Raw genomic sequence first — 19,825 nt, forward strand, 5'->3', positions numbered from 1 at the left:
GTTAACGCTAACATCATGGGCACGACGCTGTCACGGGTGCGGGTCCGGTGCTCTCCCGGACGGTGAGGCCGGGCGTGAGCAGCCGAACCTCCGGCACGGCGCCCTCGTCGAACTGCCGCAGCGCCAGCTCGACGGCGAGTTCCCCGAGCTGGGCGGTCGGCACGGCCACCGAGGTGAAGCGGACCGGCGGCCGCTCGGCCACGTCCTCGTGGCACACGGCCACAACCGAGACGTCCTCGGGCACGCGCAGGCCGCGCCGGCCCAGGTGCTCGAGCACGCCGGGCAGCGTCGCCTCGTTCTCGACCACCAGGCCGGTGATGCCGGGGTCCTGGGTGAACATCGCGTCCAGGCAGCTGCGCACCGCCTCGCCCGACTCGCCGCACGGACGCCGGCTGGCGCGCAGGCCCCACTTCCCCGCCACCGCCTCGAAGGCCTGCGTGAACCGCCGCGGATAGTCGGCCCCGCGCGTGTGCGCCGGCAGCGGCGACCCCACCACGCCCACGGCCCGGTGCCCCAGGTTCACCAGGTGCCCGACCGCGCGTTCGGCGGCCACCCCGACGTTGGCGTCCACGCACGCCAGGCCGGTCGGCCGGTCCGGCGTCCCGACCAGCACCACCGGGCGGTCCAGCGTCATCAGCGCCGGGATCGTCGAATCCGAGGCATGCACGTCCAGCACGATCAGCGCGTCGGCGACCGCCGTCGACATCGCCCGCCGCAACCCCGCCATGCCGGAGTCGTGCGTGAGCAGCAACAGGTCGTGCCCCCGGGCGCGCGCCGCGAGCATCGCCGCCCCGACGAATCTTGTCAGCGACGGCATGTTCACGCCGGCTCGTAGCGGCGCCAGCAGGCCCAGCACATTGGTCCGGTCCCTCGGGGCCGCCGTCCGCCGGTTGAGAGGCCGGTAGCCGAGTTGGCGGATGCACTGTTCCACCTGTCGCCGCGTTTCGGCGGAAATGGACCGCTTTCCGTTGAGAACGTACGACACCGTGCTCGGCGCCACCCCCGCCGCCCTCGCGACATCGATGATCGTCACCACGTGCCGGCCCCCTTGCCGTCGAATCCGCCGATGAGGAGCGAAAGTAGAGGAGAACGAGGAGTGCACACAAGCGTGGTGGCAATCGTAAACAGTCCTGCCCGTCGAATGTGTCGAACACATTCGCCCCGCACACCCGGTCCGGACGTTCCGGACCGCCCACATTCGACCGCTGAGCTGGGCATCCGCCGGAAACCTTGACGTAACCTCGGCGAAGGTCGATAGTGATCTGCGTCGCAGCGCTCCGTTCCACTCCCTGCCGGAGGTCGGCACTCGGTTCTGTCTTCAGGGTTACCTGTTAGCGCTAACACCGCTTGTCTGGGGAATGCCGACCTTCTTTTCGGAGCGCCGATTCATATTCCTTCTGCCTCTGAAGGGAGCACATTCGTGCGAAAGCTGGGAAGTGCCGGCCGGCGGTTGGCGGTGACCACCGCGGCCGTGGGCCTTGCCCTCACGGGTGTCGGCGTGGTGGGCACGCAGACGGCCTCCGCGGCCGGCAGCGGTCCGTGCGACATCTACGCGGCCGGCGGCACGCCGTGCGTGGCCGCGCACAGCACGACCAGGGCGCTCTACGCGTCGTACAACGGGTCGCTGTACCAGGTCCGCCGTAGCTCGGACGGCCGCACGGCCAACATCGGTCCGGTGTCGGCCGGCGGCTACGCCAACGCGGGGGCCCAGGACTCGTTCTGCGCCAACACGACCTGCCTGATCACCGTGATCTACGACCAGTCCGGCCGGGGCAACAACCTCACCCAGGCGCCCGGCGGCGGCGCGGCCGGCGGGCCCGACAACCTCGCCAATGCCACCGCGGCGCCCACCACCGTCAACGGGCACAAGGTGTACGGCGTGTTCGTCGCCCCCGGCACCGGCTACCGCAACGACCACACCTCGGGCATCGCGACCGGCGACCGGGCCGAGGGGATGTACGCGATCTTCGACGGCACGCACTACAACGGCGGCTGCTGCTTCGACTACGGCAACGCCGAGACGAGCAACAACGACACCGGCAACGGCCACATGGAGGCCATCTACTTCGGCAACATCAAGGTCTGGGGCTACGGGTCCGGCAACGGACCGTGGATCATGGCCGACCTGGAGAACGGCCTGTTCTCCGGCGTGAACCAGCACTACAACGCCAACGACCCGACCGTGAACCACCGCTACCTCACCGCCATCGTCAAGGGCGGCCCCAACAAGTGGGCGATCCGCGGCGGCAATGCGCAATCCGGTGGACTGTCGACATTCTACAGTGGACAGAGGCCCAACGTCTCGGGCTACAACCCGATGCACAAGGAGGGCGCGATCATCCTCGGCATCGGCGGCGACAACAGCAAGGGATCGGCCGGCACCTTCTACGAAGGCGTGATGACCTCCGGCTACCCGTCCGACGCCACCGAGAACTCCGTGCAGGCCAACATCGTCTCGGCGGGATACCGCTGACCGGGGTGTAGGCCGACGACGACCCTGGCACGCGCACGACCAGCTCAGCCTGTGCCGAGGTCGTCGTCGCCTCCGGCCTTGATCCGTGACGACTGGACGTCGGGCTAGGTCACGAGATCGGTCACCACGTCGGCCAACTGGAGGTAGGCACGGGTCAGCGGATCCCGCGGATGGCTGGACGCGACGAGGCCGCCGGGTCCCCGTTCGGCCAAGGCCGGCGAATGGGGCAGGGACAGCGAGCGGTCGCCCGGCGGCAGCACGACCCCGCCGGGCGAGTCGAGATGGGAGACGACGGGCACGAACTCGGGCGCTCCTTCGAACTCGACCCGCAGGAAGCTGAACACGCTGTCGCACTCGGCCTCGGAACGGCAGCCGACGGCGCTCAACTCCACGTGCACGTCGGCCATCAGCAGGCCGACCATGGCCATGGCGTTGAGCCCGCTCTGAGTGTCCAGCACCACCACGTCGAGCGCATACTGGCCGATCATCCGGTCGATGACGTCGGTCACCAGGCCCAAGTCGAGCTCCTGGGCGAGAGCGAACTCGACCTCCTTGTCCCGGACGAGGTAGCCGGGCAGCAGGGTGAGCAGGTCCCCGTGCCCGCGCCCGGGCAGGCGGGACGTCAGGTCGACCACGGCCTCGGCCAGCTCGCGGTCGCCGAGCAGCACGGTGGCCAGCCCGACCACCCCGGCGCCGCACTCCAGCGAGTACGGCAGGTGCAGCGCGGCGGAACCGAACGCGAGGTCGACCATGCCGACCCGCAGCCCACGCTGGGCCAGCAACCATCCGAGGTTGGCGGTGAGCTGGGTGCAGCCCCGCCCGCCGGCCCACGAATGCACGAGCACGACACTTGCGTCCATCGTCGTCACCCCCTCCGAGTCCGCTGCAGGACCATGGCCGTGACGTCGTCGCGGAAGCGGCCGTCGGTCTGGTCCAGCACCAGCGAGCGGATCTGCGGCCACAGCCGTTCCGGATCGCCGTGGCTGTCCTGCAGCACCCGGATCAGCGCGGGCTCACCGACCAGATTCCCGTAGATCGAGCGGGCCTCGGTGATGCCGTCGGTGTAGAGCAACAGCGTCTCCCCGGGCTCGATGGTCAAGGTCTTGGTCTCGAAGTCCGCGCCCGACACGAGACCGACAACGGGTCCGGTGGCGTCCAGCCGCCGGACCGAGCCGTCGGCGCCCAGCAGCAGGCCGGGCGGGTGCCCGGCGTTGACGTAGCTGACGGCGCCGGTCTCCGGGTTGAGCGCGCCGGCGAACAGGGTGGCGAAGTACGACCCCGACCGGGACTCTGCGAGGTAGGCGTTGACGGTGCGCACGGCCTCCAGCAGTTGCGGCTCTCCGGCCGCGAATCGGCGGGGCACCGTCTCGTCGGCGACAGGCTGCTCCCCGTGGAAGTGCTCGAGCATCTCGTGCACAGCGGTCCGGTTGGCGCCGTCCTGGACCAACCGCCGAAGCAGCCCGCGGATGAGTGCCACGTACAGTCCGGCGCTCACTCCCTTTCCGCTCACGTCGGCGACGACGAAGCCGAACCGACGGCCGCCCAGCAGCGGGAAGGTGTCGTGGAAGTCGCCGGACACGGTGCGCGCGGGCTCCGAGCGCACGGAGACTCGCCAGCCGTTCGGGGCGGGTTCGGTCGGCAGCAGGTTCTGCTGCACGTGCGCCCCGGCCTGCAGCTCGCGCTGGTAGTTGCCCAGCGCGCGGGCCAGCTCCGCCTCCTTCCCGCTGCGGCCGCGGTCGAGCAGATGGGCCAGGTACGACGCGGAGAACGGGCTGGCCAGGACGTCGAGGCCGCGCGCCTGGTAGTCGGCGACCACGGCCGGATCGCCGGTGTAGAGGATCACCGGTGGGCGGCCCGACGCTTCGCGCGCCCGCTCGCGGATCCGGCCGGCGTCCTCGGCGGTCAGGTCGTCGGGCAGCAGCACGGCGGCCACCGAGTCGAGCATCGAGCAGATCATCTCCACGTCGATGCGCACCGGGACCTCCTCTCCCAGCCGGATCACCAGATACGGCCGTGCGGACAGCAGCGTGGCGACGCGGTCGGCCAGCGGGCCGCGGTCCCCCACCAGCAGAACGGCCTCGGCGTCGAGGGAGTCAGTCATCGTCCCGCTCCGTTCGCATGATCACCACCGTGGTCTCGTTCGTGTCGTCGACCCGCCGGTAGTCGAGCCGGTCGGAGATCGACCGCAGCACGCACAGCCCCACTCCTCCGGGCTCGACCGGGCTCGTCCTCGGACACGTGTCGCAGCGCGTCGGGTCGAACGGGGCTGCGGTGTCGGTGACGACCAGGCGCACGAGGCCGGACAGGTCGCAGGCCTGTACGGTGATGCGGTCGCCGGCCGAGAGGTCGGCGTGCTCGACGAGGTTCGCGAACAACTCCTCGGCGGCCAGCCGCATGCGGTAGTGCTGCCGCTCCGGCAGTGACTGCTGTCGCGCGAACGCCGCGAGCGCGTCGGCCAGTCGTTGGAAGTCGCCGAGCATCGGTGACAGCGTGATACGCATGGGATCACGTCAGTCGTCCGATGAGGGTGATGGCGTGGTCGAGGCCGGCGAGGCGGATGATGTCGATGATCTCCCGGCGGGCGCCGGTGACCACGAGCTGGATGTCCTCGCCCATCTGCTGGTGGGCACTGGCCAGGCAGCGCAGGCCGGCCGAGGACATGTAGTCCAGTTCGGACATGTCCAGCACCAGCCGGTTCGGCCGGTCGGCCACGGTGTGGTCGAGCGTGGCCCGCAGCACGTCGGCCGATGAGATGTCCAGCTGACCGGACAGGTGCAGCACCACGCCGTCCGCGCGATGCTGGGTGTCGATCGAGAAGCTCATGATTCCCTCCTGGTGCTGTCGGCCAGCGTGACCCGGACCTCTCGGTCCGAGCCGGATCGCGGCAGGCGTACGGTCATCCGATCCGGGTCGAAGTCGCGGTGCGGCTGTCCATCCACAGTGGTCTTGACCAGCCGCACCCGGCCCGGCGGGAGCACGTCCGGCGCCACCCGCAGCTCGTCATCGGAAAACGCCGCGTCCGCCCGCGGCCGGAACCACAGGTCCAGCGGCTCGCCGTGGATCAGCAGCCTGTTGTAGACGGTCGCGAGGTAGCACAGCTCCGCGCTGTGGTACATGCTCATGGAGTGGCTGCCCTTCAGGCGTTCAGTGCCGAGCATGTACGGAACCCCGTTGGCCAGCACGCTGAAGTACACCGCGCCGTCGTCGTGGTCGAGGAAGTAGGCGTTGTAGAACGCCTCCGCCTCTCGGCCGTGCCTGAGATCGCTCGCGTCGCCACCCACGCCGGCCAGCAGGGTGTAGGCCAGTATTGCCTGCTCCTGCTGCCACCACGCCTTGCGGTCGTGCCAGACGAAGGTGTGCCGGCCGTCCTCGGCGATCCGCTCGAGCATGTCGTACCAGCCGCCGCGCTGCGGATCCCGCGCCAGGTCCGGCATGGCGTCGGCGAGCTGACGGGCCAGCTTGAGGTATTCGTGCTTGCCCCGCGCCGAGTTCATCCGCATCAGGTTCCACACGATCTTCAGGTTGTGCCCCACCACGGCCCGGTTCTGCTGCCAGCCCCACGACGTGTCGGGCGACCAGTCGGCGTGGAACCGCTCCTGCACGAACGGCGACGACCGGTCGGGCCAGAAGTGGGACACGATCATGTCGAAGGTGTGTTCCAGCATGTCGCGGTACCGTTGCTCGCCGGTGGCCAGCCACAGGTTGAACAGGTAGGCCGGGGCGTGGTCGCCGACGGAGTTCCAGTTCTTGCGGCTCCGGTTCGGCCCCAGGCTCTCGGCGTGCGGGGACAGCTGGTACGGGTCGACGTGCGAGAAGTAGCCACCCCGCGACTTGTCGGCGAAGTGCTCCTGAAACAGCCGCACGGTGCCCTCGATGTCCGCCAGCAGCCTGGGGTCGCCGGTGACCCGGAAGGTCTGCACGAGACCGCAGAGGGCGTATATCTGCTCGTAGGCGGGCACGGCCTCGTAGTCGTCGCCGAACTCGGAGGTGAACAGCTTGCGGCTGGGCACGCCGTCGCGCACCTCGGTGCCGTGGTACCAGTACACGACGTCGTTGTCCTCGTCCACGAACCGCAGGCGCTCGCGCAAATAATGGCTTCCGGCCTCGGCGACGTCCAAATAGGACTGGTCCCCGGACAGCATGTACGCGGAGGCCATGCCGTAGACCAACCGCGAGATGGTGTCGGTCTCCTGCACGTGGTTGCCGGCCGAGCTGCCGGTGCGGGACAGTTCCGTGCGGTAGCGGGTGAAGTCCACCGGGCCGTCGCCGAACTGGGCGTGCCGGTAGAAGCCGGCGATGCCCCGGATCTGGTCCACCCACCACTGTGGATGCTCGAACCGCGGCACGCCGTCCTCGCCGTCGATCACGATGACCCGACTGGCGTGCACCAGCCGCGTGCCCGCGGTCGGGTAGAACAGCCCGTAGCACGACACCATCCGCCCGGGCACGAGGTGCTCGGCCAGCCGGCCGCTCACGTCCTGGTAGGGCTCGCCCAGGTTGCGCAGGGCTTCGACGGCGGTGGTGGCCGCCAGCCGGGCCACCACCGCGGATCCGTCCAGTGTGGACAGGTAGAGCCGGTTGTCGCGGAAGGCCCGCACGTAGCCGGTGACCGCGTCGGAGTAGGTGTGTTCACACGTCATCACGGACCTCGCCGGCCAGCCGGGCGATCACTGCCCTGGCGAGTTGGGGCGCCTGCGCCACCGTGCGGCCGGTGAGCAGGTCGCCGTCGTCGACCACATCCCGGTCGACGTACTCGGCGCCCATGTTCCGGCAGTCCCCGATCAGGTTGTTGTGGCAAGTCACCCGACGCCCGCGGATCAGCTCGGCCACCGGCGACATCAGCCACAACCCGTGGCAGGAGAACACCTTCAGCAGCCGAGGCAGCCGGAAGGCCCGTCGCAGCAGCGACACCGCCGGAGCGAGGGTGTCCGGGTCGGGCGAGTAGCGCAGCCGGTCGGACACCATGCCGGACGGCACGATCAGCGCGGCATAGCGGTGCAGGTCGCTGTAGCCCACCTGCTCCAGGTCGCCGCTCACGGTCAGCGGCGCCTGGTACTCGTGCCCGGTGAAGGTGAGCGACTCCGCGCCCCACAGCCGGGTCAGCAGGTCGACCTGCGCCCCCTCCTCGGCGAAACGCATCCGGTAGTAGGCAATCTCCTCCTCGACGTAGTCGCTCTCCACCAGCAGGCCGATCTTCCGGTCGCGCAGCAGGGGCGGGAGGGCGTTCAAGGTCGTCATGTCCCCTCCGGTGTGGTGTCGACGTCGACCAGGAACGGCCCGTCGGCGCCGAGCATCCGGGCCACGGCCTCGTCCACGTCCGCCACGGACGACACCTGGCAGCCGGGCACGCCGAGGGAGGCGGCCAGGTCCACGAAGCCGATCGGTGGCTTGGACAGGTCGAACGCCCGCGGATGGGCGCGGGCCGGACGGCCCTGCTCGCGCCAGTACTGTTCGAGGTTGTCGTCCAGCAGCTGGTAGCGGCCGTTGTTGCAGACCACGAACTTCGCGTCGACGTCGTGCCGTGCCGCGGTCCACAGCGCCTGGACCGTGTACATGGTCGCGCCGTCGCCGCTGAACGCGATCACAGGCGCGCCGGGCCGCGCGAGCTTGGCGCCGATGGCCCCGGGGAAGCCGACGCCCAGCGAGCCGCCCCTGGTCTGGAAGAACCGGCCGGGTGTCTGCGCCGGCAGGTGGCGGGCCAGCGAGCCGGCCGCGGTCAGGGCCTCGTCCACCACGATCAGCTCGCGGGGCGCGCGCCGGGCCAGCCGGGCCACGAAGTGGTCCAGCAGCGTCGACGGCTCAGGCGGTCGGGTCCCGCGCGAGCGCCGCCGGGCCGGCAGCGGCCGCGGGGCGGTCCGCTCCAGCTCCACGGCCAGCGCCTCCAGGGTGAGCTTCGGGTCCGCGACGACGCCGAGGCTCACCGGGTGGTTCTTGGCGATCTGGTCGGGATCGAGGTCGATGTGCACCACCGACGCATCCGTCCTAAATGGACCCGACAGGCTGGGATACACCTCGGGGAACAGGTACGTGGCCACCACGAGCACGGCGTCGGCCTCGGCGACCACCCGCGCGCTGTCCGCGCCGAACATGTGCCCGAGCTGACCGCCGTAGAGCGGGTGGGTGGTGTCCATGTTCAGCTCCGAGCTGTTCACTCCCCACACCGGGGCTCGCAGCGCGCCGGCGACAGCGGCCAGCTCGGCCTGGGCGCCGCTGGCCGCCACCCCGTCGCCCATGAGGATCAGCGGGTGCTGACCGCCGCGCAGCAGCCGGGCGGCCTCGGCCACCACGTTCGGCGCCGGCAGCACCCGGGTGCTGGGCACGGAGGCCGCCATGGCGGGCTCGGTGGTCACCTCGTCCATCACGTCGGCCGGCAGCACGACCACCACCGGGCCACGCGGCGGTGTCATCGCGACCTGCACCGCGCGCCGCAGCACCCGCAGCAGCGAGGAGGAGTCCAGTACCCGAAGGGCCTGCTTGGTCACGGGCCGGGCCATGCCGATCAGGTCGGCGGCCATCTGCGCCTGCATGGCCTCGTATCGGATCCCGGCCTCGCCGACCAGGATGACCAGCGGCGACTGGCCCCGCATGGCCTGGTACAGCATGCCGATGCCGTTGCCCAGGCCGACGCCGCTGTGCAGCTGGACGACGGCGGGCCGCTCGCCGGCACGGGCGTAGCCGTCGGCCATCGCCACCGCGACGGTTTCCTGCAACGCCAGCACGTACTCGATGCCCGAGTCGGCGGCCGCGTCGAGGAATCCCTGCTCCACGGTGCCGGGATTGCCGAACATGTGACGCACGCCGTCCGCGGCCAACTGCTCGTACAGGGCGGTGGTTCCGGGCCTTGCGTACACCACGGGGCTCACCACCCGTACCGGCGCAGGCCCTCGTCGAGCACCCGCACGAGCAGTTGACCGGCCGGCAGGGAGTCCGGGGTGGACCGGGCCGTGACGAACGGGTAGTCCACGATCACCGAGGTCTCGCGGCCGACGTTGCCGTGGAAGCGGCCGTCCGGGCCGGTGGCGTCGCGCAGGATGTACTCCAGCGGGTACGGCGGCGGGCCCATGTTGAACTCCACGCCGACGAAGCCGGTGCCGTCCTTGTAGTCGTACTCCTTGGGGTGCCCGGTGACGTGCTTGCCGCGGATGATGCTCTCGCGGGTCTCCAGGTCACGGGCGAAAGCCAGCACGGTGACGCCGTAGCACTCGGCCAGGATCGGCTTGTCCGCGCGGTAGAAGCCCATCACGACCTCGTGCAGCCGCTCGTTGTTGGCCAGGTCCACGATCGGGCCGCTGCCGCCGACGATGGTCAGCGCGTCGTAGTCGGCGACCAGGTCGTCGACCGCGCGATCCCGCTCGCGATAGTAGGTCTCCAGCAGCGCGAGGTGGTTGACCGCGCTGAAGTACGGCCGCTCGGGCACCAGGTCGGCCAGGCTCATCGGGTTGTCCAGCAGCGGCCCGGAGTCCAGGGCCTGGGCCCGCTGCGCCATCGAGGTGCTGGTCACCGAGCGGCCCAGCGGCGGGTCCAGGTAGTTGGGGTCCAGGCTGGGCGGCAGGGCGACCGGACGCTTGCCGGTGGGGGTGACGAAGTCGACCCGGTAGCCGGCCTCGTCGAACGCCTCCACCGGTCCGACCAGTTCCTCGCCCCAGTACCCGTACTCGGACAGCGCCACCAGAATCTGTCGGGTCATCGGATTGCCTTTCTCCGCGGTGGTTCAGGCCCGGTAGGCGGGCCCGATGATCCAGTTCTGCCGGGTGGCCAGCTGGTGCACGTAGCGCGGCTCGGCGTAGTCGAACAGCCCGTCCAGGAAGGTGCGGAAGGCCGCCGAGGACCGAGCGGCGACCAGCGCGTCGACGTCGTCGAACCACAGCTGGTGCGCGCCGTCGAGCACGGCCTCACCGACGCCGTAGGCGCCGTCGACCACCTGGCCCAGCCAGTAGCGGCGCAGGCCCGGGATCGGTCCCGCGGTCGGCGCGTGCTTGACCAGCGCGTGCCGGCGGGCGTCGTCCAGCGACCAGCCCTCGCGCCGCTTGTACAGCAGGAAGAGCTTCACGCCGGGCTCGTCGCGTTGGAACGGCGGCCCGTCGACGAGCACGTGCGTGTCGGTGTCGAGCACGATGGTCTGCCAGAACGCGGCCCAGCGGGGTTCGTCCATACGCGCGCCGTCGAGGAACTCCCGCGTCTGCAGGGACGCCAGCTGCTCCTCGGGGCCGGGCAGCCAGATCTCGGCCACTCCGCTCCACTGTGGATCGCCGTCCTCTCCCGGCAGCGCCGTCCTGGTGTCCACGGCGTAGCGCTTGATCTGCGGGATCCGGCTGGCGTAGCGCACGGCGTGCACCCGCGTCCAGTAGTCGTGGAACTCGGGTTCGCTCATGCCCGGGCGCGGGCTGGCGAAGATGAGCTGATGGATCACGGCTTCCTCCGGTGGTCAGACGTCGCGGTAACGCCGCTCGACATCGGCGGCGAAGCTGAGGTAGTCCCGCAGCGGCCAGATCTCCTCGAAGTCGAGGTACTCCCGCATGGGCAGCCGGAACACCGAGCGGTCCAACTCGTCGGCCGAGGGCGAGTCGACGATCGCGATCACCCGTTTCTGGCCGGCCACCTTCCAGATGCCCACGCAGAAACCGGACTTGACGGTCTCCTCGGCGTGCTTGGTCTCCTCGTACTCGATGTCGAGCAGTTCGTCGAGGGTGATGCGTCCCTCGTGGTTCCAGCGCATCTGGCAGTAGAACAACATCGCCTCGTCACCTCTTTCCGGCCAGCAGCCGGGTCAGTTCGTGCTCGGGCCCGAACACGTCCGCGGCGATGTCGACGGGCAGCGCGCCCTCGTGGCCGCGCAGGTCCTGTCGAGCGCCGGCGTCGATCAGGACTCGGGCGCACTCCTCGTGGCCGTGCCAGAGCGCGTCGTGCAGCGGGGTGTACCCGTTGGTGGCGCCGCGGAAGTCGATATCGGCGCCGGGCGCGCGGACCAGCACGGCCGTGATGTCGGCGTGTCCGTTGTAGACGGCCTTGTGCAGCGGGACCGCGCCGAACGTCGGCTCGACTGCGTTGACGTCGGCGCCGGCGGCGATGAGCTCCTCGACGATCTCACGGTGCCCGTCGCGGGCAGCGACCAGCAGCGGGGTGTGCCAGTCGTTGAAGCCGTTGAGCACCGGCGACCGTTCCTCGGTGTCCGCGCCGGCGGCCAGCAGGGCCCGTACCTCGGCCACGTCGCCGGCCACGGTGGCGGCCATCAGCTTCTGCTCGGCGACCTTCCGCTCGTCCTCGGCCAGCCGGCGGTTGAGCGCCTCCTCGGCCCGGCGCAGCTTCTCGTCGCCGAGCGCGTTGGCCTTCAGCGCGTAGTCGATGTGGTCGCGCATGGAGAAGCCGTAGTGCGTGGTCAGGTTGATGCCCGCACCGCGCTCCAGGAGCAGCTCGGCAACGTCCGCGTGCTTGTACCAGAAGGCGTCCAGCAGCGGGGTGTGCCCGGTGGTCGGGGTGGTCGCGTCGAGGAAGGCGCCGCGGTCCAGCAGCAGGCGCACCACGTCGATATGCCCGCCCTGCACCGCCTTGTGCAGCGCGGTCCCGCCGCCGCGAGTGTCCATGGTGTGGATGTCCGCGCCGGAGTCGAGCAGCTCACGCACGGCCTCCAGGTCGCCACGGCCGGCCGCCGACATGAGCGGGGTCAGCCCGCTCTCCTCGTCGCGGTCTCCGGGAGGTCGCGTCGCTCCCGACCGCTGCACCCGCAGGGTCCAGCCAGTGACCTGGCGAAAGCGGCTGTCGACCGTCAGTTCGTGAACCTCGTGCAGATGGGTCGGGCCGTCCCGGCCCGCGCGCACCGTGATGTCGAGCTCCGCCCGGGCCCGAGCACCACTCACATCCAGCACCCGTATCACGGCGGCGCTCGAGCCGACCCTGGCCCGGCGCAGCGCGAGCGCGACGCCGAGCGCGTCCCGGCCCGAGTAGACGCCGTCGGCGGGAAGGCCGGCGGCGGGCACCGTCGCCTCGCGGTGCAGCGCCGGGTGCATCCGCTCGTACAACGGCCGCGCGGATGGTCCGTTCAGCGCGGTGAGCATCTCGCTCACGACCACGCGCACTATGTCATCGGTCATCGGTCCACCTATTCGTGTCACCCCGAAGAGGAGAATTTGCGTGCCGAGCCAGCGGGATATAAGCGACATTCTTCTGGAATGTTTCTCGAGTGCCCCCTACCGGCCCACCCCATCGATTACACGGGCCGCCCCACAGTGACGCAACCCAGCCTGACCAGCCATGGAACACTAGTCCAAGTCCCTCATACCCGCCGGACCGCGCATAACAGGATGACCGCCGCAGCGTCTGTATTGAGAGTTCGGTAAGTCGCCAGAACGTCCGATGATCCCTCGCGAACCATAGCTGGCGGCCGCACGATAGGCCGGATGATCTCGAAAGGGGGAAACACGATGTCGTCACGCGTCGTCATCGACGAGGTGTTTCCGGACGTCGATTCCGGCCGGTGGCCGGTAAAGGCCGTGACCGGCGAGGACGTGACCGTCGGCGCCACGATCTGGCGGGACGGGCACGACGTGCTGTGCGCGCAGGTGCAGTGGCAGACCGGTGACGGCCTCGGGACACAGGCGGTCCCGATGACCGTCGTCAACGCGGGACTCGACCGCTTCGAGGCGGTGATCACGCCGGAACGCGTTGGGCGGGCGCGGTTTCGGATCGTGGCGTGGACCGACCCGTGGGCGACCTGGCTGCGGGACATCACGGCCAAGGCGGAAATCGGCCTGCCGGAACAAGAACTGGGCAACGATCTGGAGGCCGGCGCGCGGCTGCTCGAGACGGTGGATCGCCGTGCCCAGGCCGGGCGCTGGCAAACCGCGCTGGCGCCGGCCATCGCGGCGCTGCGCGACACCGGGCAGCCCCTGACCGCTCGGCTGAGCGCCGTCAGACACCCCAGCGTCCGGGCGGCACTGCGCGGGCGGACCCCGCGCCAGGACGAGACGACGGGGTGCTACAGACCCGTGCTGGTCGAGCGCCCGCGAGCCGCCTTCGGGGCCTGGTACGAGTTCTTTCCCCGCTCCACCGGCGGTTGGGACGACCAGGGCCGTCCGAAGCACGGTGATCTGGGCACGGCCACCGCCGAACTGGAGCGCATCGCCAGGCTCGGCCTCGACGTGGTGTACCTGCCGCCGATCCACCCGATCGGCGAACATGCCCGCAAGGGCCCCAACAACCGTCCGAACGGCACACGGCACGACGTGGGTTCGCCGTGGGCCATCGGCGACCGGTCCGGCGGCCACGACGCGATCCATCCGCGGCTGGGCACCGAAAAGGACTTCCGCCGGTTCGTCGGCCGGGCCGAGGAGCTGGGTCTGGAGGTCGCGTTGGATTTCGCGCTCCAATGCTCGCCCGACCACCCGTGGGTGCGCGAGCATCCGGAGTGGTTCACCGCACGACCGGACGGCACCGTGGCGTACGCCGAGAACCCGCCCAAGCGCTACGAGGACATCTACCCGCTGCGCTTCGACCGGGACAACCACGCGCTCGAGGCCGAGGTCGTGCGGGTGCTGGAGCACTGGATCGGTTTGGGGGTGAAGATCTTCCGGGTCGACAACCCGCACACCAAGCCCCCGGACTTCTGGGGACGGGTCCTCGACATCGTGCGCGGGCGGCATCCGGAAGTCGTGTTTCTCGCCGAGGCGTTCACCCGCCCCGCCGTGCTCTACGGCCTGGCCCGGCGGGGTTTCTCCCAGTCCTACACCTACTTCACCTGGCGGGAGACCAAGCAGGAGCTCATCGAGTTCGGCCGTGAACTGGTCGAGCACGCCGCCGAGTTCCGGCCGAACCTGTTCGTCAACACCCCGGACATCCTGCCGCGCCACCTGCGCTGCGGCCGGCCGCGCGCGTTCGCGCTGCGCGCCGCGCTGGCGGCGACCATGGGCGCCAGTTGGGGCGTCTACTCCGGGTTCGAACTGTTCGAGCACCACGCGCTGCGCCCGGACCGGGAGGAGTACCTGGATTCGGAGAAGTACCAGCTGCGGCCCCGAGACTTCGCCGAGGCCGTGAGGAACGGACGGTCGCTGGAGCCGTGGTTGCGCCGCCTCAACGAGATCCGCCGCGACCACCCCGCGGTGGGCCGCACCTCGACCCTGCGCTTCCACGACGTCAGCCACGACGCGCTGCTCTGTTACTCCACCACCGACAGCCGAACCGCGACCGCGGCACTGGTCCTGGTGAACCTTGACCCGGACCGCACCGCGACCGGTGTGCTGCGGGTCGACCGGGCGGCGCTGGGCCGAGAACACGGGCCGCTGTGCGGCACGGACCGGATCACCGGCGAACGCATCCGCTGGACCGACGACCAACCGGTGACGCTCGGGCCGGACCACCCGGTCGGCCGAGTGATCACCCTCGAGCCCGCATGACCACACGGAGGGAGGACCAGTGAGCGAGCTGTCCCCGGCGCCGCAGCGCCGACGCGCCCGCCAGATGCCGGTAGAGCCGGAGTGGTTCAAGAACGCGGTCTTCTACGAGGTTCTGGTCCGGGCGTTCAACGACTCCAACCGCGACGGCTACGGCGACCTGCGCGGTCTGGCCGGGCGGCTGGACTACCTCCAGTGGCTCGGCGTCGACTGCCTCTGGCTGCCACCGTTCTACGACTCGCCGCTGCGCGACGGCGGCTACGACATCCGCGACTTCCTGGCCGTGCTACCGGAGTTCGGCACGGTCGACGACTTCGTGCTGCTGCTGGACGAGGCCCACGAACGGGGCATCCGGATCATCACCGACCTGGTCATGAACCACACTTCCGACCAGCATCCGTGGTTCCAGGAGTCCCGTCGCGACCCCGACGGCCCCTACGGCGACTTCTATGTGTGGGCCGACGACGACTCCGGTTATCCGCAGGCGCGCGTCATCTTCGTCGACACCGAGACGTCGAACTGGACCTTCGACCCGGTGCGCGGCCAGTTCTTCTGGCACCGGTTCTTCTCCCACCAGCCCGACCTCAACTACGACAACCCGGCCGTGCGTGACGCCATGCTCGACGTGATGCGGTTCTGGCTGGATCTGGGCATCGACGGCTTCCGCCTGGACGCCGTGCCGTACCTGTTCGAGCGGGAGGGCACCACCGGGGAGAACCTGCCGGAGAGCCACGCGTTCTTGAAGACCTGCCGCACGGTGCTGGACACGGAGTACCCGGGCCGGGTGCTGCTGGCCGAGGCCAACCAGTGGCCGACCGACGTCGTGGAGTACTTCGGCGACCCGGCGACCGGCGGCGACGAGTGCCACATGGCGTTCCACTTCCCGCTGATGCCTCGGATCTTCATGGCGGTGCGGCGGGAGAACCGGTTCCCGATCTCGGAGATCCTGGCCCGGACGCCGGAGATCCCGTCCGGCTGCCAGTGGGGCATCTTCCTGCGCAACCACGACGAGCTGACGCTGGAGATGGTCGCCGACGACGAGCGGGACTACCTCTGGACCGAGTACGCCAAGGATCCCCGGATGCGGGCCAACATCGGGATCCGCCGCCGGCTGGCCCCGTTGCTGGACAACGACCGCAACCAACTGGAGCTGTTCACGTCGCTGCTGCTGTCGCTGCCGGGTTCGCCCATCCTGTACTACGGCGACGAGATCGGCATGGGCGACAACATCTGGCTCGGCGACCGGGACGCCGTCCGCACGCCGATGCAGTGGACGCCGGACCGCAACGCCGGGTTCTCGCACTGCGACCCCGGCCGGCTGAACCTGCCGGTGATCATGGACAGCGTCTACGGCTACCAGGCGACCAACGTCGAGGCCCAGATGAGCACCGAGACCTCGCTGCTGAACCGGACGCGGCTGCTGCTACAGATCCGGCGGCGCCATCCGGCGTTCGGGTCCGGCACGTACGCCGAGATCGGCGTGCCCAATCCGACGATCCTCTGCTACGTCCGGGAGCACCGGGACGCCGACGGCCGGATCGACCGGGTGCTGTGTGTCTGCAACCTTTCCGCTTCCCGCAGCCGGTCGAGCTGGAGCTGCAGCGCTGGGCCGGGTGCGGCGTCACCGAGCTGTCGGGGAACGTCGCGTTCCCGACGATCACCGACCTGCCCTACCACCTGAGTCTGTCCGGCCACGGATTCCTGTGGCTGGGCCTGCATCCACGGGAGGACGAGGAATGAGCGTGACAGCGGACCACCGGCTCACCGAGGCGCTGCGGGCCTGGCTGCCCCAGCAGCGCTGGTTCGGCGGCGGACAGCCCGACGAGGTCATCGTGGACGCCGCGCTCGCGCTCGGCGGCGGCCCGGACTGGCCGTCGTGTGCGTCGGTGTACGTCCTCACCGCCGCGATGCCCGGCGGAGAGCGGCGGCGGTTGCAGGCGCCACTCGGCTTTCGGCCGGTCGGCAGGACGCCGGCGGGCACGGAGACGATCACCGTGCTGGACGGCATCGCCTGCTACGACGCGACGACCGACCCGGCGGTGATGACCGAGTTGGTCCGCCGGACGGGCGCCGGCGGCGCGGTCGGAGACCTGCGGTTCGTGCCCGAGCCGGGCAACTCCGTCGCCGCCGACGCAGGGTGCCCGGTGCGGCCGATCGGCGTGGAGCAGTCCAACACCAGCGTGGTGTACGACGACCGCCTGATCTTCAAGCTGTTCCGGCGCCTGCACCCCGGGCTCAACCCGGACGCCGAGGTGCACCGGAGGCTGACCCGGGCCGGCTGTCGCCAGGTGGCGCCGCTGGTCGGCACGGTCGACACCGTGCTCGACGGCGAGCCCGTGACCCTCGCGGTGCTGCAGGAGTTCGCCGCCGACGCCGTGGACGGCTGGGCCATGGCGCAGGCCAGCGTGCGCGAGTCACTGGCCGATCCGGCCGAGGAGGTGGAAATGGCCGGTGGCGACCTGAGCGCGGAGATGTTCCGGCTCGGCGCCGCGGTCGCGTCGGCGCACCGCGCCCTGGCCACGGCGTTCGAGATCGGTCCCCCGGATCCGACCGGCATCGCCGGCCGCATGATCGAACGATTCGACCGCACCGCGGTCCTGGTCCCGGAGCTGGGCCGCCGGCGGGCGGAGTTCCGCGAGGTCGTCGAGGAGGCGGCCTACGCGGCGGTCGACTCGAGCACTCAACGGGTGCACGGCGATCTGCACCTGGGGCAGGTGCTGCGCACCAGCACCGGTTGGCTGCTGATCGACTTCGAGGGCGAGCCCGGCCGGCCGATCGTGGAGCGGATCGCGCTCGATCTGCCGGTACGGGACCTGGCCGGGATGGTTCGCTCGCTGGACTACGCGGCCGAGCGCCATCTGGCCGACCTCCCCTGCGGATCCGCGGATCCCGGCGCCGCCGACCGCGTCCGCGCCTGGGCGGCGGCCAACCGGCGGGCTTTCCTGGCCGGTTACGGGGATCCGGGACCGGAGCCGTTGCTGCGGGCCTACGAGCTGGACAAGGCCGTCTACGAGCTCGGTTACGAGCTGCGGCACCGGCCGTCGTGGGCGGAGGTTCCGCTGCGCGCCGTGGCCCAGATCCTGGACGGCGACACGTGAGCGGCCCGACCACCCACGCGCTCGGGGCCCACGTCAGCGCCGACGGCGTCCGTTTCGGCCTCTGGGCCCCGAACGCCCACGCGGTGCGGGTCGGCCTGGACGACGGCAGCCGGCACGAGCTGACCGCCGCGGACGGCCGGTGGACGGCCGAGGTTCCCGGCGTCGGACCGGGCGCGCGGTATCAGTTCGCCGTCACCGGGGCGGACGGGGTGACCAGGATCAAGGCCGATCCGCTGGCCTTCGCGGTGGCCGCCGACCGGCACGACGTGAGCGTGGTCGAGGCGTCGAACCACGTCTGGACCGACGAGAAATGGCTGGCTCGCCGCCGCGGGGCGGGGCATCGCCCGATGAGCGTGTACGAGGTGCACGTCGGCTCGTGGCGGCCGGGACTGGGCTACCGCGAGCTGGCCCGGCCGCTGGCCGAGCACGTGCGGGACTCGGGCTTCACCCACGTCGAGTTCCTCCCGCTCACCGCCCATCCGTTCGCCGGCTCCTGGGGCTACCAGGTCACGTCCTACTTCGCGCCGGAACCCCGCTGGGGGTCGCCGGACGACCTGCGGTTCCTCGTCGACACCCTGCACGCGCACGACATCGGCGTGGTGCTGGACTGGGTGCCCGGCCACTTCGCCCGCGACGAGTGGGCGCTCGGAGCGTTCGACGGCACGCCACTCTACGAGCACCCGGATCCGCGTCTGGGCTACCAGCCCGAGTGGGACACGTTCGTCTTCGACTACGGTCGCGCGGAGGTCCAGGACTTTCTCCTGGCCAGTGTGGCGCACTGGATCGAGCAGTACCATGTCGACGCGATCCGGGTGGACGCCGTCTCCTCGATGCTGTGCCTGGATTTCGGCCGTGCGCCGGGACAATGGCGGGCCAACGACGAGGGCGGGTGCACCAACCCGGACGCGGTCGACTTCCTGCACCGGCTCAACGACACCACGCACGAGGCTCATCCGGGCGTGCTCACCGTGGCCGAAGCGGCCCGCCCCTGGCCCGGCATCACCGCGCAGGAAGGTCCGACCGCACTGCGTTTCGACCGCACCTGGAACCTGGGATGGACACACGACACACTGGGCTACGTCGGGCATCCACCCACCGAGCGTCCGACCCAGCACGAACTGCTCCTGCGGCCGTTCGACTACGCCGATGACGAGCGGTTCGTGCTGCCGTTCTCACACGACGAGGTCGGCCCGCGCGCCGGTTCGCTCTGGTCGCGGCTTCCCGGCGACTCAGCGGACAAGGCCGCGGCACTGCGGGTCCTGCTGGCGCTGCAATGGGCGCTGCCCGGCGACAAGTTGCTGTTCATGGGCACCGAGTTCGGAGCTCGCGCCGAGTGGTCGCACGAGCGGGGCCTGGACTGGGGACTGCTGTCCGATCCGCGGCACGGCGGGCTGCGGAGCCTGGTTCGGGAGCTCAACCGCCTGGCCCGAACGATGCCCACACTCCGTGACCGGCAATTGTTCACCCGTCCGACGCAGAGCGACGCTCACCTGGGGTTACTGACCTTTGCCCGCCCTGGACCAAAGGGGCGAACTTTCGTTTTCGTTGCCAATCTCTCCAATAGGGACATCAAGAATTACCGTCCGTCAGCGATTGCTCCGAACGGTTGGTCCGTCGGACTCGACACGGATGACCCCCGTTTCAACGGCCGAGGCGCTGATCAGCCCGAACAAAGACCGCTCGGCATTGTGCGGCTGCGCCCCAGTCAGGCACTCTGGTTGTTCGGTGACGCTGCGCATCAGCACTGGACGCCATCGAGTCACGGTCCACCGAACGGCCGACCATTGCCCAACCCGACAACTTGCAAGTGACGGTTTGCAGACGGAAAACCGCAGTGGTTCAGTTCTGTCATCACCACCCCTGGTGGCCCA

The 19,825-nt window shown here is 70.2% G+C and carries 16 protein-coding genes and 1 pseudogene; 5 read left to right on the top strand and 12 right to left on the bottom strand.

Going from position 1 to position 19,825, the window contains the following annotated elements:
* Positions 1-13: 13 nt before the first annotated feature.
* Positions 14-1,033, bottom strand: a complete 1,020-nt coding sequence (locus BJ998_RS40675) for a LacI family DNA-binding transcriptional regulator (protein ID WP_312890628.1) — start codon at positions 1,031-1,033, stop codon at positions 14-16.
* Positions 1,034-1,420: 387 nt separating this feature from the next.
* On the opposite strand from BJ998_RS40675, the gene BJ998_RS40680 reads away from it, so the two are divergent.
* Positions 1,421-2,473: an arabinofuranosidase catalytic domain-containing protein gene (locus tag BJ998_RS40680; RefSeq protein ID WP_376776033.1), complete on the top strand. Its 1,053-nt coding sequence runs from the start codon at positions 1,421-1,423 to the stop codon at positions 2,471-2,473.
* A 104-nt stretch (positions 2,474-2,577) separates the two neighbouring features.
* Here the strand turns inward: BJ998_RS40680 and BJ998_RS40685 are convergent, their stop codons facing one another.
* Genes BJ998_RS40685 through BJ998_RS40735 form a run of 11 tightly spaced genes read right to left on the bottom strand, consistent with a single transcriptional unit; the run spans position 2,578 to position 12,561 of the window.
* Positions 2,578-3,333 carry a MinD/ParA family ATP-binding protein gene (locus BJ998_RS40685; protein ID WP_184869459.1) on the bottom strand — a complete coding sequence of 252 codons (756 nt, stop codon included), beginning with the start codon at positions 3,331-3,333 and terminating at the stop codon, positions 2,578-2,580.
* A 5-nt stretch (positions 3,334-3,338) separates the two neighbouring features.
* Positions 3,339-4,574 carry a PP2C family protein-serine/threonine phosphatase gene (locus tag BJ998_RS40690; RefSeq protein ID WP_184869460.1) on the bottom strand — a complete coding sequence of 412 codons (1,236 nt, stop codon included), beginning with the start codon at positions 4,572-4,574 and terminating at the stop codon, positions 3,339-3,341.
* Positions 4,567-4,974 (bottom strand): ATP-binding protein, encoded by a 408-nt coding sequence (locus BJ998_RS40695; RefSeq protein ID WP_184869461.1) that lies wholly within the window; start codon positions 4,972-4,974, stop codon positions 4,567-4,569. The genes BJ998_RS40690 and BJ998_RS40695 overlap by 8 nt, the downstream gene beginning before the upstream one ends.
* Positions 4,975-4,978: 4 nt before the next feature.
* Positions 4,979-5,296: an STAS domain-containing protein gene (locus BJ998_RS40700; RefSeq protein ID WP_184869462.1), complete on the bottom strand. Its 318-nt coding sequence runs from the start codon at positions 5,294-5,296 to the stop codon at positions 4,979-4,981.
* On the bottom strand, positions 5,293-7,113 hold the full coding sequence (locus tag BJ998_RS40705) for an AGE family epimerase/isomerase (protein ID WP_184869463.1): 1,821 nt from the start codon (positions 7,111-7,113) through the stop codon (positions 5,293-5,295). The genes BJ998_RS40700 and BJ998_RS40705 overlap by 4 nt, the downstream gene beginning before the upstream one ends.
* Positions 7,103-7,711, bottom strand: a complete 609-nt coding sequence (locus tag BJ998_RS40710; protein ID WP_184869464.1) for a DJ-1/PfpI family protein — start codon at positions 7,709-7,711, stop codon at positions 7,103-7,105. Before BJ998_RS40710 ends, BJ998_RS40705 begins: the two co-directional genes overlap by 11 nt.
* The gene (locus BJ998_RS40715; RefSeq protein WP_312890629.1) at positions 7,708-9,327 is read right to left on the bottom strand and encodes a thiamine pyrophosphate-binding protein; all 1,620 of its coding nucleotides are present in this window, start codon (positions 9,325-9,327) and stop codon (positions 7,708-7,710) included. Before BJ998_RS40715 ends, BJ998_RS40710 begins: the two co-directional genes overlap by 4 nt.
* A gap of 5 nt (positions 9,328-9,332) precedes the next feature.
* Positions 9,333-10,160 carry a type 1 glutamine amidotransferase domain-containing protein gene (locus tag BJ998_RS40720; protein ID WP_184869465.1) on the bottom strand — a complete coding sequence of 276 codons (828 nt, stop codon included), beginning with the start codon at positions 10,158-10,160 and terminating at the stop codon, positions 9,333-9,335.
* 24 nt (positions 10,161-10,184) lie between these two features.
* Positions 10,185-10,883: an EthD domain-containing protein gene (locus BJ998_RS40725; RefSeq protein ID WP_184869466.1), complete on the bottom strand. Its 699-nt coding sequence runs from the start codon at positions 10,881-10,883 to the stop codon at positions 10,185-10,187.
* A 15-nt stretch (positions 10,884-10,898) separates the two neighbouring features.
* Complete coding sequence (locus BJ998_RS40730) at positions 10,899-11,207, bottom strand: muconolactone Delta-isomerase (RefSeq protein WP_184869467.1); 309 nt, start codon at positions 11,205-11,207, stop codon at positions 10,899-10,901.
* A 7-nt stretch (positions 11,208-11,214) separates the two neighbouring features.
* A complete protein-coding gene (locus BJ998_RS40735) occupies positions 11,215-12,561 on the bottom strand; it encodes an ankyrin repeat domain-containing protein (protein ID WP_246489996.1) in 1,347 nt (448 codons plus the stop codon).
* 330 nt (positions 12,562-12,891) lie between these two features.
* On the opposite strand from BJ998_RS40735, the gene BJ998_RS40740 reads away from it, so the two are divergent.
* From BJ998_RS40740 to glgB, 4 genes and pseudogenes are all read left to right on the top strand, one after another.
* Entirely contained in the window at positions 12,892-14,859 is a 1,968-nt protein-coding gene (locus BJ998_RS40740) for a maltotransferase domain-containing protein (RefSeq protein ID WP_184869469.1), read from the top strand.
* A gap of 28 nt (positions 14,860-14,887) precedes the next feature.
* Positions 14,888-16,596 (top strand): annotated as a pseudogene (gene treS, locus BJ998_RS40745) (maltose alpha-D-glucosyltransferase).
* Entirely contained in the window at positions 16,593-17,954 is a 1,362-nt protein-coding gene (locus BJ998_RS40750) for a phosphotransferase (protein ID WP_184869470.1), read from the top strand. The pseudogene treS and the gene BJ998_RS40750 overlap by 4 nt, the downstream one beginning before the upstream one ends.
* Positions 17,951-19,765 carry a 1,4-alpha-glucan branching enzyme gene (gene glgB, locus BJ998_RS40755; protein ID WP_184869471.1) on the top strand — a complete coding sequence of 605 codons (1,815 nt, stop codon included), beginning with the start codon at positions 17,951-17,953 and terminating at the stop codon, positions 19,763-19,765. The genes BJ998_RS40750 and glgB overlap by 4 nt, the downstream gene beginning before the upstream one ends.
* Positions 19,766-19,825 lie beyond the last annotated feature (60 nt).

Origin of the sequence: Kutzneria kofuensis, assembly GCF_014203355.1 — a bacterium.
GTDB classification, from domain to species: Bacteria; Actinomycetota; Actinomycetes; order Mycobacteriales; family Pseudonocardiaceae; genus Kutzneria; species Kutzneria kofuensis.

Coding starts and splice junctions, on each gene's coding strand:
- BJ998_RS40705 (WP_184869463.1), bottom strand. CDS start 7,113: ATGACGTGTGAACACACCTACTCCGACGCGGTCACCGGCTACGTGCGG.
- BJ998_RS40750 (WP_184869470.1), top strand. CDS start 16,593: ATGAGCGTGACAGCGGACCACCGGCTCACCGAGGCGCTGCGGGCCTGG.
- BJ998_RS40685 (WP_184869459.1), bottom strand. CDS start 3,333: ATGGACGCAAGTGTCGTGCTCGTGCATTCGTGGGCCGGCGGGCGGGGC.
- BJ998_RS40695 (WP_184869461.1), bottom strand. CDS start 4,974: ATGCGTATCACGCTGTCACCGATGCTCGGCGACTTCCAACGACTGGCC.
- BJ998_RS40735 (WP_246489996.1), bottom strand. CDS start 12,561: ATGACCGATGACATAGTGCGCGTGGTCGTGAGCGAGATGCTCACCGCG.
- BJ998_RS40710 (WP_184869464.1), bottom strand. CDS start 7,711: ATGACGACCTTGAACGCCCTCCCGCCCCTGCTGCGCGACCGGAAGATC.
- BJ998_RS40730 (WP_184869467.1), bottom strand. CDS start 11,207: ATGTTGTTCTACTGCCAGATGCGCTGGAACCACGAGGGACGCATCACC.
- BJ998_RS40690 (WP_184869460.1), bottom strand. CDS start 4,574: ATGACTGACTCCCTCGACGCCGAGGCCGTTCTGCTGGTGGGGGACCGC.
- BJ998_RS40700 (WP_184869462.1), bottom strand. CDS start 5,296: ATGAGCTTCTCGATCGACACCCAGCATCGCGCGGACGGCGTGGTGCTG.
- BJ998_RS40720 (WP_184869465.1), bottom strand. CDS start 10,160: ATGACCCGACAGATTCTGGTGGCGCTGTCCGAGTACGGGTACTGGGGC.
- BJ998_RS40740 (WP_184869469.1), top strand. CDS start 12,892: ATGTCGTCACGCGTCGTCATCGACGAGGTGTTTCCGGACGTCGATTCC.